General features: G+C 73.4%; 10 protein-coding genes. 6 read left to right on the plus strand and 4 right to left on the minus strand.

What is annotated here, in order from left to right; all coding sequences use genetic code 11:
- Positions 1-39 precede the first annotated feature (39 nt).
- The 5 genes from OG753_RS16350 to OG753_RS16370 are packed head-to-tail and all read left to right on the plus strand — an operon-like array spanning position 40 to position 8,176.
- On the plus strand, positions 40-1,329 hold the full coding sequence (locus OG753_RS16350; protein WP_327262508.1) for a hypothetical protein: 1,290 nt from the start codon (positions 40-42) through the stop codon (positions 1,327-1,329).
- Entirely contained in the window at positions 1,326-4,160 is a 2,835-nt protein-coding gene (locus OG753_RS16355) for a tetratricopeptide repeat protein (RefSeq protein ID WP_405788921.1), read from the plus strand. The genes OG753_RS16350 and OG753_RS16355 overlap by 4 nt, the downstream gene beginning before the upstream one ends.
- Before the next feature lie 3 nt (positions 4,161-4,163).
- Positions 4,164-5,696 (plus strand): protein phosphatase 2C domain-containing protein, encoded by a 1,533-nt coding sequence (locus OG753_RS16360; protein WP_405788922.1) that lies wholly within the window; start codon positions 4,164-4,166, stop codon positions 5,694-5,696.
- A 60-nt stretch (positions 5,697-5,756) separates the two neighbouring features.
- Positions 5,757-7,082 carry a VWA domain-containing protein gene (locus tag OG753_RS16365; RefSeq protein WP_405788923.1) on the plus strand — a complete coding sequence of 442 codons (1,326 nt, stop codon included), beginning with the start codon at positions 5,757-5,759 and terminating at the stop codon, positions 7,080-7,082.
- 44 nt (positions 7,083-7,126) lie between these two features.
- Positions 7,127-8,176 carry an FHA domain-containing protein gene (locus OG753_RS16370; RefSeq protein WP_405788924.1) on the plus strand — a complete coding sequence of 350 codons (1,050 nt, stop codon included), beginning with the start codon at positions 7,127-7,129 and terminating at the stop codon, positions 8,174-8,176.
- A 14-nt stretch (positions 8,177-8,190) separates the two neighbouring features.
- Here OG753_RS16370 and OG753_RS16375 read toward each other — a convergent pair whose 3' ends face one another.
- Positions 8,191-9,180 carry a methyltransferase domain-containing protein gene (locus OG753_RS16375; RefSeq protein WP_327262513.1) on the minus strand — a complete coding sequence of 330 codons (990 nt, stop codon included), beginning with the start codon at positions 9,178-9,180 and terminating at the stop codon, positions 8,191-8,193.
- A 168-nt stretch (positions 9,181-9,348) separates the two neighbouring features.
- Here OG753_RS16375 and OG753_RS16380 point away from each other — a divergent pair, with 168 nt between their 5' ends.
- A complete protein-coding gene (locus tag OG753_RS16380) occupies positions 9,349-9,753 on the plus strand; it encodes a globin (protein ID WP_327262514.1) in 405 nt (134 codons plus the stop codon).
- Between the two features lie 15 nt (positions 9,754-9,768).
- Here the strand turns inward: OG753_RS16380 and OG753_RS16385 are convergent, their stop codons facing one another.
- The 3 genes from OG753_RS16385 to ettA are packed head-to-tail and all read right to left on the minus strand — an operon-like array spanning position 9,769 to position 12,621.
- The gene (locus tag OG753_RS16385) at positions 9,769-10,488 is read right to left on the minus strand and encodes a hypothetical protein (RefSeq protein WP_327262515.1); all 720 of its coding nucleotides are present in this window, start codon (positions 10,486-10,488) and stop codon (positions 9,769-9,771) included.
- Positions 10,485-10,946, minus strand: a complete 462-nt coding sequence (locus OG753_RS16390) for a thioesterase family protein (protein WP_327262516.1) — start codon at positions 10,944-10,946, stop codon at positions 10,485-10,487. Before OG753_RS16390 ends, OG753_RS16385 begins: the two co-directional genes overlap by 4 nt.
- A gap of 10 nt (positions 10,947-10,956) precedes the next feature.
- Positions 10,957-12,621, minus strand: coding sequence for an energy-dependent translational throttle protein EttA (gene ettA / locus OG753_RS16395; RefSeq protein WP_327262517.1), 1,665 nt, complete (start codon positions 12,619-12,621; stop codon positions 10,957-10,959).
- Between the last annotated feature and the right edge of the window lie 263 nt (positions 12,622-12,884).

Genomic DNA, 12,884 nt, shown 5'->3' on the forward strand with positions numbered 1-12,884 from the left:
GAAGCGGAGGCACAGTCGGTGGAGGCGGGGTCTGCAGTGATGGACCGGGACGACGTCGACCGCGCCCTGGCCCGGCTGGGCGCGGAGCACGAGGCGGTCGAGACCTCGCTGCTCGCCCTCCAGGACCACGCCGGGCGCCGGCTGCTGGAAGGCGCCTCGCTGGCGGGCGTCACCAAGGACCGCTGGACGGCCGCCGACGCGGACATCACCCGGCTGTGGACGTACTTCGACGCCTACAGCGGGGCCCTGACCGCTGCCCGCGAGGTGCGGGAGCGGCGCCGCTGGCCGAACCGTGACGACCTCATCGAGCTGACCGAGCGGCTGCGCGGGCCCGGAGTGCTGATCGCCGGGGCCGCTGCCGAGGGCGTCGCGCTGGCGGAGCGGCTCTCGCTCGCCGAGCTGGTGTCCCGGATGAACGGCCTGTACGCGCGCTCGCTGGACGTGGTGGTCGCCGCCGACGCCGTGTGGTCGGCGCTGCCCGCCCGCATCGACCTGCTCGCGGCCGAGCTGCACCGCACCCGCTCGCTGGCCCACTCGGTGGGCGTTCGGCCGGGCGAGCATCCTTCGGGCGACGACCTGGAAGACATCACCGCCGAGCTGACGGAGCTGCGGACGCAGGTGATCGCGGACCCGCTGGCTTTCTGGCTGCCGGCGACGGGCAGTTCGGCGCCCGGCGGCGGCCGTCCGGACACCGGGCGCTACGACCGGGCCGCGCTCGCGCTGGAGGACGTACGCCGCGAGGTCGAGGCGGTGCTGGACGTGCGGCAGGACGCCGAGCAGCGGCTGATCGCCCTGCGGGACGTGCTCTCGCGGGCCGACCGGACGCTGGCGGAGGCACGGACCGCGCGCGGCGAGGTGCTGGCGAAGATCGCCGCCTCCGAGGTGCCCGCGGTGAGCGGCCCGCCCACGGTGCTCCAGGAACAGCTCGCGGCGGCGGCCGAGCACCGCCGCCAGGCCCGCTGGCACCGGCTCTCGCCCCTGCTGGAGTCGCTGGAGGAGCGCGCCGACGAGGAACTGCGGCGGGCCCGTGAATCGTTGACCGCGGTGACGGCGCCGCTGGCCGTACGGGCCGAGCTGCGCGGGCGGCTCGACGCGTACAAGGCGAAGGTGGCCCGCCACGGAATGGCGGAGGACCCCTTGCTCATCGAGCGGTACGACGCCGCACGGCGGATGCTGTGGAGCGCGCCCTGCGACCTGCGGGCCGCCGAGCAGGCCGTCCTGCGCTACCAGCACGCGACCGCGGAGTCGCTGACGGCGCCGCAGGACCGGCCCGAGCAACTGCCACACCGAGAACAGCGGCCCGACGGGCCGGGGGAGGAGGACGCATGAGTCTGATCGGAACCGCGTGCGTTCGCCCCGGCTGCCCGGGGTCGTACGAGGACATGGGCGGCGGCGAGGTCTACTGCGACACCTGCGGGCTGGCGCCGATCGGCTCGATCGCGGCGGGCGCCGACGAGCTGGTGTCGCCGCCGACGGGGATGACGAGCGCGGCCCGGGGCTCCCTGGGCTCCGGCGGGTCCCGCGGGTCGATGGGCTCGCAGGGCTCCCACGGGTCGGCGCGGTCCTCGGCCTCGGCGCGGTCCTCCCGCTCCTCCTCCTCGCACCGCTCGGTGTCGGGGCGGCTGTCGCGCTCGGTCTCGGGGACGACGTCCACCCGGTCGGTGTCGGTGCGCAGTTCGGGCTCGGCGGCCTCGGGCCGCAGCCGGCTGGGGGCCGGGCTGGTCAACGTACCGGAGGTGCCGCGTCCGAATCCTTCGACCGCGGTCCTGGAGAACCCGGAGGTGCCGGAGCGCAAGCGGTTCTGCTCGCGCTCGGACTGCGGGGCGCCGGTGGGCCGTTCCCGGGGCGAGCGGCCGGGCCGGACGGAAGGGTTCTGCACCAAGTGCGGTCACCCGTACTCCTTCGTGCCCAAGCTGCGCTCCGGTGACGTGGTGCGCGGTCAGTACGAGGTGCTGGGCTGCCTCGCGCACGGCGGCCTCGGCTGGGTGTACCTGGCGGTGGACCGGGCGGTCGCGGACCGGTGGGTGGTGCTCAAGGGCCTGCTGGACACCGGGGACCAGGACGCGATGGAGGCCGCCATCTCGGAGCGGCGCTTCCTCGCGGAGATCGAGCACTCCAACATCGTGCGGATCTACAACTTCGTGGAGCACCTGGACCAGCGGACCGGTTCGCTGGACGGGTACATCGTCATGGAGTACGTCGGCGGCAAGTCGCTGAAGGAGATCGCGAACGAGCGGCGCCGGCCGGACGGGCGGCGTGACCCGCTGCCGGTGGAGCAGGCGTGCGCATACGGCATCGAGGCGCTGGAGGCGCTCGGCCACCTGCACAGCAGAAACCTGCTGTACTGCGACTTCAAGGTCGACAACGCGATCCAGCAGCAGGACCAGCTGAAGCTGATCGACATGGGCGCGGTACGGCGGATGGACGACGACGAGTCGGCCATCTACGGCACGGTGGGCTACCAGGCCCCGGAGGTCGCGGAGCTGGGCCCCTCGGTCGCCTCCGACCTCTACACGGTGGCGCGCACGCTGGCCGTGCTGACCTTCGACTTCCAGGGCTACACGAACGTGTTCGTGGATTCGCTGCCGGATCCCGAGCACATCGAGGTGTTCCGGCGGTACGAGTCCTTCTACCGGCTGCTGGTACGGGCGACCGACCCCGACCCGGGGCGGCGGTTCGCGTCCGCGCAGGAGATGGCGGACCAGCTGACGGGCGTGCTGCGGGAGGTGGTCGCGCTCCAGACGGGGCGGCCGCGGCCGCAGCTGTCGACCCTCTTCGGACCGGAACTACGCGTTCCGGACACCCGCTTGTTCGCCGACGCGGCCGACCCGGTCGTCTCCCGGCTGGGCCACCGGCCGATCGCCTCCCGGCGGGGCGGCGGGCTGTTCGGTGTGCTGGGCCGCGGCGCGGCCGCCGGGCCCGCGGCGGCTTCCGGAGGCGTTTCCGCGGGCCTTTCCGCAGGCCTTTCCGCACCGGGTGGGACCGTTCCGGTCGAGTCCGGTCCGGTCGGATCCGTTCCGGTCGGGTCCGGTCCGGTCGGGTCCGCTCACGGTGGGGCGTTCGGGCCGCCGGGGCACGCCCCTGCCGCGGGCGCGCCGCTGCCCTCCCTCGGGACCACCGCCACGCACGTGACGGGTGCGCCGGTGCCGGGACCGCGGTCCGCGCCGCCCGCTCCCGTCCGGGGCCCGGGGGCCGCGCCCGTCCCCGTACTCCTCTCGGCATCGCCGGCCGCGAGAGCGAGCACCCTCGACGCCCGCGACACCGCGCTGGCCCTGCCCGTACCGCTGGTGGACGCCGGCGACCCGAACGCCGGATTCCTGACGGGTCTGCTGGCCTCCGCGCCCGGTGACCTGCTGGGCGCCCTGAGCGCGGCGCCGGCCGACTCGGCCGAGCTGCGGCTGCGGGAGCTGCGGGCCCGCCTGGAGCTGGGCGAGCTGTCCGAGGCCTGCCGCACCCTGGCGGAGCTGGAGGCACGCCATCCGGACGACTGGCGGGTGGTGTGGGCCCGCGGCGTCGCCTCGCTGGCCACCGGTGACGACGAGATAGCGGCCCTGTCCTTCGACGCGATCTACGACGCCTTCCCGGGCGAGCCCGCGCCGAAGCTGGCCCTCGGGCTGTGCGCGGAGGTGCTGGGCCAGCTGGACAACGCCGCTGAGTACTACCGCCTCGTGTGGATAACCGACCCGGGATTCGTGAGCGCGGCCTTCGGGCTGGCGCGCGTCCAGCTGGCCGCCGGGGACCGGGACGCGGCCGTGCGCACGCTGGAATCCGTGCCGGAGGCATCCATTCACTACACCGCCGCGCGGGTGGCGGCCATACGCGCACGTCTGCGCGACCGGTCTCCGCAGGAGCCGTTGCTGGCCGACCTGACGGCTGCCGCCGACCAGGTCGAGGCCCTGCGGAGGTTCGGGCTGGACCCGGAGCGGCAGGAGCGGCTCGCGACGGAGGTTCTGGGCTCGGCCCTGGACTGGGTACTGTCGGGTGGCCGGGGTTCCGACCCCGGCCGGACCTCGCTGCTCGGCAGTCAACTGGACGAGCGGGGCCTGCGCTTCGGACTGGAGCGCTCGTACCGCGTACTCGCACGGCTGGCGAGGCGTGGCGAGGAGAGGATCGAACTGGTGGAGCGGGCAAACCGTTTCCGTCCCCGGACGTGGGTGTGAGTGATGTCGATGCATCGGCTGTCGGGCTGCCCCAGCTGCGCGGAACCCCTGGAGGAGGGTGACCGTTTCTGCGGCGTCTGCGGCTACGCCGTGAGCGCTCCTCCCCCGGCGGCGTCCGTGGACAACCCGACGATCCCCATCCCACCGGCGCCACAGGCTCCGCCCGCCCCGCCGGCCGCCGCGCCACCGGCGCCGGCCGCCGCGGGCGGTTACGGGACCCCGGCCCCCGGCGTTTCGCACGCCGCCGCCGAGCCCGCCCCCGGCTGGGGCAGCGCCGCCTCGGCCGCGCCGACGCTGGTGGACGACCCGGCCGCCTGGGCCGTCGCCGCCCCGGCGGAAGCGGAGCCCGAACCGGAGCCGGAGCCGCGGCAGGGCCCGGCCGGCGCCACGTACGTCGCCTCGGGCCACGCGAACCCGTACGGCGCCGGCACGCCGCCGGAGGGCACCCCGTGGGGCCCGGCGGAGCACCCGTACGCCGGGGACGCGGAGGCGTCGCAGGCCCGGTACGACATGCCCGGCGGCGGCACCCCGCCCGACGTGAGCGGGCACTCCGCGGGCGAGAACCCGTACGGCGTCCCGCAGCCCCCGGCCGCGGCACCCGAGGGCGGGAGGACCTGCATCGCCTGCCGGGCCGGCCACGTCGACACCGACGGGTACTGCGAGCACTGCGGGCACGCCCAGCCCCGCGAGCGCGACCACCTCGAGGAAGAGCTCGGGAGCGTGGCCGCCGTCAGCGACCGGGGGCTGCGCCACCACCGCAACGAGGACTCCTTCGCCGTGGCGGCCACCGCCCTGCCCGACGGCTCCGCCGCCACCGTGGCCATCGTCTGCGACGGCGTCTCCTCCGCCAGCCGGCCCGACGAGGCCTCGGCCGCCGCGGCCGGCGCCGCCAACGAGGCGCTGCTCGAGGCGCTCCCCCGCGGCGCCCACCCCCAGGAGGCCATGCACGAGGCCATCCTGGCCGCCGCCACCGCGGTGAACGCCCTGGCCCCGGAGACCCCGGGCGCGCAGAACGCCCCCGCCTGCACACTGGTCGGCGCCGTCGTCAGCGGCGGCCTGCTGACCATCGGCTGGGTGGGCGACAGCCGCGCCTACTGGGTCCCCGACGACCGCGCCGCCCTGCCCCGCCGCCTGACCGAGGACGACTCCTGGGCCGCCCAGATGGTCGCCGCCGGCCTGATGGGCGAGGCCGAGGCCTACGCGGACGTCCGCGCGCACGCCATCACCGGCTGGCTGGGGGCCGACGCGTACGACCTGGAACCGCACACCGCGACCTTCAAGCCCGACCACCCCGGAGTGGTGGTGGTCTGCACCGACGGACTGTGGAACTACGCGGAATCCGCGCGGGAGATGGCCCAGGTGCTGCCCGCCGACGCCGCGACCCGCCCGCTGCACAGCGCGCAGGTACTGGTGGGCCACGCCCTCGACGGCGGCGGCCACGACAACGTCACCGTGGCGATCGTGCCGTTCGCCACGCACCCCGAGCAGGAACCGGGACCGGATGCGGAGCCGGGACCGGCGGCAGGACCGGAATAGGTAGTGGAAGCGCGCCCGCAGGTCTGACCCGCCTGCCCGAGCCCCCTAGGAGTCCAACCGATGGCGAATTTCGCCAAGCCGAGTGCCCCGCGCTTCAGCGTGGAGGTGTACCAGAACGAGTTCCTTCCCGAGGGCGGACGGGACGTCCACGCCATCGTCACGGTCACCGCCACCGGCGGTGCCAGCGCCACCCGCACGGCGGTCGCCGACGGCACGGCGGCCGTGGTGCTCATGGTCGACTGCTCGGGGTCCATGGAGTACCCGGCGGAGAAGATGCGAGGCGCCCGCGAGGCCACGGCGGCAGCCGTCGACACCCTGCGCGACGGCACCGCCTTCGCCGTGATCGCCGGTACGCACGTGGCCAAGGAGGTCTACCCGGGCCAGGGCCGCCTCGCGGTGGCGGACGCGACCACCCGGGCCCAGGCCAAGGAGGCCCTGCGCGGCCTGACCGCCGGCGGCGGCACCGCCATCGGTACCTGGCTGCGCCTCGCCGACGGCCTGCTGCGCGGCTCCACCGCCGCCATCCGGCACGGCATCCTGCTCACCGACGGCCGCAACGAGCACGAGGAGCCGGCCGTGCTCCGCGCCACCCTGGACGCCTGCGCGGGCCGCTTCACCTGCGACGCCCGTGGGGTGGGCACCGACTGGGACGTCAAGGAGGTCACCGGGATCGCGAACGCGCTGCTCGGCTCCGCCGACATCGTGGCCGACCCGGCCCACTTGGCGGAGGACTTCACGCGCATGATGGAGAACGTCATGGGCAAGGAGGTCGCGGACGTCGCGCTGCGCCTGTGGACCCCGGTCGGCGTGGAGATCCAGTACGTCAAGCAGGTGGCGCCCGCCCTCCAGGACCTGACCGGCCGCCGCACCGACTCCGGCCCGCGCGCCGGCGACTACCCGACCGGGTCGTGGGGCGACGAGTCCCGCGAGTACCACGTGTGCGTCCGCGTCCCGACGGCCATCGTGGGCCAGGAGATGCTCGCCGCCCGCACCACGCTGGTCCTGCCGGGAGCGGCGGGCCAGCCGGCGACCGTGCTGGCCCAGGGCCTGGTGCGCGCGGTGTGGACGAACGATCTGGCCGCTTCCACCGCCATCAACGCGCAGGTCGCCCACTACACCGGGCAGGCGGAGCTCGCGGAGGCTATCCAGCAGGGCCTGGAAGCCCGCAAAATGGGCGATGTGGGTGGTGCCACGGCCAAGCTGGGGCGTGCGGTACAACTGGCGAGTTCCTCCGGGAACGCCGACACAGCACGACTTCTGTCGAAGGTGGTGGATGTGGTGGACGCGGTGGCGGGTACTGTGCGGCTGAAAGCGAAGGTTGCCGACGCCGACGAGATGACCCTCGACACGCGTTCGACGCAGACCGTCCGAGTGAAGAAGACCTGAGACCTGACGTGATGACGCAGGGAGAAGAAGGGGGAAGCGCCGCCATGCCGACCTGCCCGAACGGGCACCAGTCCGCGTCCGACGACTGGTGCGAGGTCTGCGGCCATCGCATGGCTGCCTCGGAGGGCCCGCCCCCGGTGCCCTCCTACGGCTACGGCTTCCCCCCGACCGCCGGTGAACCGACCGCCCAGGCCGAGCTCTGCCCGCAGTGCCGGACCCCTCGCGAGGCGATGGCTCCGTTCTGCGAGGAGTGCCGCTACAACTACCTCACGCGTTCGGCGACTTCGTACACGCCGCCCCCGCAGGCCCCGGACCCGGGGCCCCAGGCGACGGGCGTCGGCGGCATCGGTGGCGGCGGCCGCGGAACGCCCCCGCCGCCCGTACCCGCTCCCGCTCCCGGGAGCTACTCCCAGGACCACTTCGAGTACCAGGGCTCACGGCCGTCCCGGGTCAACCGCCCGGCCGAGCCGCTCCAGCGCGAGGACGACTGGCTGCTGCCGCCGCCGGCGCACGAGTCGCCGCTGGAGTACCAGCAGGCCCCGCAGCCCCAGTACCAGCAGCAGCCCCCGCCGCCGCCCCAGCAGCGGGAGTACCAGCAGGAGTACCAGCAGCAGGGACCGCCGCCCCAGCAGCAGTACCAGCAGCAGCCCCCGCCGCAGCAGCACCAGCCCTTCCCGCCCCAGGGCGGCGGTGCCTGGAACGCGACGATCGGCCCGGACCGCTCGTACTTCATGGCGATGATGCAGCGCAGCGGTCCCGAGGCCGCCGGGCTCAACCTGCCCGCGTACTCCCCGGAGCAGCACCTCCCGCTGTCCGGCGGCCAGATCACCATCGGCCGCCGCCGCGCCTCCACGGGCGAGTCCCCGGACATCGACCTGTCGGTGCCCCCGGAGGACCCGGGCGTCTCCCACCAGCACGCGGTGCTCGTCCAGCAGCCCGACCTCAGCTGGGCGGTGGTGGACCAGAACTCCACCAACGGCACCACGATCAACGGCGGCGAGGAACCGATCCAGCCCTACGTCCCGGTCCCCCTCTCCGACGGCGACCGCGTCCACGTGGGCGCCTGGACCACGATCACCATCCGCCGCGGCTGACCGGCTGATTCGGTTCAGCCCTGCCCCAGGGGCCATACGTACGGCCCCTGGGGATCGTCCAGCCAGGACCACTGGCCGGACGCGCTGACCGAGACGCCGAAGCGTTCGCGGGCCGGGCGGCCCTCGCGGCGCCAGAGGTCCAGGGCCTCGCGGGGGTGCAGGACGCCCGCGGTCAGTACGAGCATGAACTGGAAGCGCTCGTTCTCCACCAGCTCGTACGGGAGGCCGTACTCCGCACCGGCCGGATCGGGCGGCGGTGCCGCCGTGGCACCGCGCAGCGGGACGAAGTAGGCCGGGGTGTGCAGGAAGTTGCCCTCGGCGAAGCCCGGGTCCCGCACGGTCAGCGCGATCAGCCCGGTCGACAGCGGGGCCAGGATCCGGGCCCCCGGCCGGCACTGGCCGAGCCAGGCGTACGGGACCAGCGGCAGCGTGCAGGTCACCATGATCCGGTCGAACGGGGCCCGGGCGGGGCAGCCGCGGGCCCCGTCCCCGGTGACCACCACCGGGTGGAGGCCGAGCTCGGCCAGGTGCGCCCGCGCGGACTCGGTGATCTCCTCGTCCAGGTCGACGGTGGTGACGTGCTCCTCGCCGAGCCGGTGGCAGAGCAGGGCCGCGTTGTAGCCGGTGCCCGCGCCGATCTCCAGGACGTCGTCGCCGTCGCGCACGTCCAGGGCGGCCAGCATCTTCGCCATGAGGGAGGGCTGGCTGCTGGAGGAGACCAGCCGGCCGTCGCGCAGCCGGGTCGCCAGCGGGGTGTCGACGTAGACCCCGCGCAGCCAGCGCGCCCGGCGTTCGGGGTCGGCGTCCTCGGCCCAGAGCCGCTCGTGACCGGCGCCGCGGCCGGTCCAGAAGTACGGGACGAACACGTGCCGGGGCACGGCGGCGAAGGCGGCCCGCCAGCGCGGGTCCTCCAGCACCCCGGCGGCGGTCAGCTCCCGCACCTGGGCGGCGTGCGCGGTCTCCCGCAGGTCCCGGGTCTCGGCGTGTGCGGTGTGTGCGGCCATGCCTCCACTGTCCTGCGCGCGGGCGCGGCGTGCGAGCGCGAGGGCTTCCGGGGCGGCCCCAAGGCCTTTCCGGGGCCGTTCCGGGGCCTTTCCGGAGCGGTTCCGAAGCGGTTTCGGGGCGGTCCTAGGACCTCGGTCCTGCATCCGGGCGTCTGAGACGATGGTCGGGTGAATGAGATTCCGCGGGGCACGGTTCAGGAGCAGTCCTTCTACGAGCAGGTGGGCGGCGAGGACACCTTCCGCCGTCTCGTCCGGCGCTTCTACCAGGGGGTCGCGGAGGACCCGCTGCTGCGCCCGATGTACCCGGAGGAGGACCTGGGTCCCGCCGAGGAGCGCTTCGCGCTGTTCCTGATGCAGTACTGGGGCGGTCCGACGACCTACAGCCAGCACCGGGGCCACCCCCGGCTGCGCATGCGGCACGCGCCGTTCCAGGTGGACGCGGCCGCGCACGACGCGTGGCTGAGCCACATGCGGGTCGCGCTGGACGAGCTGGGCCTGGCGCCGGAGCACGAGGCGCAGCTGTGGAAGTACCTGACCTACGCCGCCGCCTCGATGATCAATACAGCGGGCTAGCGGACGTCACGCAGGTCAGACCGGCCGGACCTGGAGGGCGCCCAGACCGCCGGTGACACCGGGGCGTCGCATGGCGACGGAACCGTACGGGGTGCGCAGCCGCAGCCAGGTGCCGGCGGCGAGCAGCGCCACGGGGGCGGCGGCGGGGGCGCCGGGCAGGGAGGCCCGGTCGGGCACGGCCGCCCGTACCGGCCGCAGGAAGCCCAGGGACTGCGCGGCGTGCACGGCGCGCAGCGGCAGTTCGGTGTCGCCCAGGGTGCGGGACCAGATCTCGCGGCCGATGCGGTCGCGCTCGGACCGGGTCCGGTGCTGGACGGGCAGGGCCTCGTCACGGGCCCGGAACTCGGCGACGGCGGCGGCCACGGCCTGCCCCATCTCCTCGGGGCCGGGCAGCCCGGGAACCTGACGCCAGCCGCCGCGGGGCGGCAGCACTCCGGCCCAGGGCGGTCCGGTGACCGGACCGGGCACGGTGGCCCCGGCCGAGGCCTCGTCCACGGACTCCAGCAGCTCGCCGGCGGACACCGTCAGGTCGAGCGGCGTCGCGACGGGTGCGGCGAGCCGCACCGTACGGATGGCGAGGATGTCGAAGGAGGGCGGCCGCCCGAAGACGGCGAGCGCGCCGCCGCCCGCCTGGAGGCGTACGGCGGCGGCGCGGTCGTAGTGCACCAGCCGGCCCAGGAAGGCGGCGAGGTCCGCCGCCTCCCCGGAATCGGCGAAGCGCAGCTGGTCGTTCATGCCGCGAGGGATCCGTTCGAGGACGCGGTCGCGGGCTTGTCGAGGTACTCCTCGAGGAAGTGCCTCTCCTCGGCCGTGATGCGGCGGGGCCGCCCCGCGGCGAGGTTGTAGGGCACGACCACGGTCTCGGCGCGCACGTAGACCGTCTCGGGCGCGTCCTCGGTCGCCTCGTCCTTGACCTCGTAGCGGATGGTCAGGGACGCGGCGCCTATCCGGGTCACCCAGGATTCGATGAGGACCGGCTCGTGACGGTGCACGAGGGGCAGCTTGTAGTCGATCTCGTGGCGGGCCACGACGGACCCGCCGGTGAAGGACTCACTGCCCTCCCCCGGCGCGAGGCGGAACATGAAGTCGATCCGCGCCTCCTCCAGATAGCGGAGGAAGACGACGTTGTTGACGTGCCCGAAGGCATCCATGTCCGCCCAGCGCAGGGGGCACCGGTAGTGGTGTCTGGCCATGACGGCGACCTCAGCCTCGGGTGAGCTTCTTGTAGGTGGCACGGTGCGGACGAGCCGCGTCCGGGCCAAGACGCTCGATCTTGTTCTTCTCGTACGACTCGAAGTTGCCCTCGAACCAGTACCACTTGGACTCGCCCTCGTACGCCAGGATGTGCGTGGCGACTCGGTCGAGGAACCAGCGGTCGTGGGAGATGACCACGGCCGCACCGGGGAACTCCAGCAGCGCGTTCTCGAGCGAGGAGAGGGTCTCGACGTCGAGGTCGTTGGTGGGCTCGTCGAGGAGCAGCAGGTTGCCGCCCTCCTTGAGGGTCAGCGCCAGGTTGAGGCGGTTGCGCTCACCACCGGACAGGACGCCGGCCGGCTTCTGCTGGTCCGGACCCTTGAAGCCGAAGGCGCTGACGTACGCGCGGGACGGCATCTCGACCTGGCCCACGTTGATGTAGTCCAGCTCGTCCGACACGACCGCCCAGAGGGTCTTCTTGGGGTCGATGTTGGCGCGGGACTGGTCGACGTAGCTGATCTTGACGGTCTCGCCGACCTTGACGGAGCCGGAGTCCGGCGCCTCCAGGCCCTGGATCATCTTGAAGAGCGTGGTCTTGCCGGCGCCGTTCGGGCCGATGATGCCCACGATGCCGTTGCGGGGCAGCGTGAACGACAGGTCGTCGATGAGGACCTTGTCACCGAACGCCTTGGAGAGGTTGTTGACCTCGACCACGATCGAGCCCAGACGCGGGCCCGGCGGGATCTGGATCTCCTCGAAGTCCAGCTTCCGCATCTTGTCCGCCTCGGCGGCCATCTCCTCGTAGCGGGCGAGGCGGGCCTTGGACTTGGTCTGGCGGCCCTTGGCGTTGGAGCGGACCCACTCCAGCTCTTCCTTGAGGCGCTTCTGGCGCTTCTCGTCCTTGCGGCCCTCGACCTTGAGGCGGGTGGCCTTCTTCTCCAGGTAGGTGGAGTAGTTGCCCTCGTAGGGGTGCGCGCGGCCGCGGTCGAGCTCGAGGATCCACTCGGCGACGTTGTTCAGGAAGTAGCGGTCGTGGGTGACGGCCACGACGGCGCCCTTGTACTGCGAAAGGTGCTGCTCCAGCCAGTTCACCGACTCGGCGTCGAGGTGGTTGGTGGGCTCGTCGAGGAGGAGCAGGTCCGGGGCCTCGATCAGCAGCTTGCAGAGCGCCACGCGGCGCTTCTCGCCACCGGAGAGGGTGGTGACCGGCCAGTCGCCGGGCGGGCAGCCCAGGGCGTCCATGGCCTGCTCCAGCTGGGCGTCCAGGTCCCACGCGTTGGCGTGGTCCAGGTCCTCCTGGAGCTTGCCCATCTCGTCCATGAGGGCGTCGGTGTACTCGACGCCCATCAGCTCGGCGACCTCGTTGAAGCGCTTGAGCTTCTTCATGGTGTCGGCGGCGCCGTCCTGGACGTTCTCCAGAACGGACTTGGACTCGTCGAGCTTGGGCTCCTGCATGAGGATGCCGACGGTGTAGCCGGGCGACAGGAAGGCGTCACCGTTGGACGGCTGCTCCAGGCCCGCCATGATCTTCAGAACGGTGGACTTACCGGCGCCGTTGGGGCCGACCACACCGATCTTCGCGCCGGGCAGGAAGTTCAAGGAGACGTCATCAAGAATCACCTTGTCGCCGTGCGCCTTGCGCGTCTTGCGCATGGTGTAGATGAACTCAGCCAAGAGAAACCGTCCGGCAGATCGATGGTGGGCAGATACACCCCATCTTGCCGTACGTCCATACCCGCGGGCGAATGGGTAGGCCGGGGCGCGGTGACCTGCGGCTCGGCCGGAGGGGCGCGAGCGGGCGGTCGGCGGGCGGCAGGGGGCGGGACGAGCGGAGGGCAGGGCGAGGCGCGGGCTCACTCTCCGGTCACGACCGGTGGTCGTCGGTGAGCATGAGGGAACCGCCTCGCCGCGGGCCCGGCCAGCAGGGGCTGGTCAGC

It is taken from the genome of Streptomyces sp. NBC_00029, assembly GCF_045160505.1.
GTDB lineage: Bacteria > Actinomycetota > Actinomycetes > Streptomycetales > Streptomycetaceae > Streptomyces.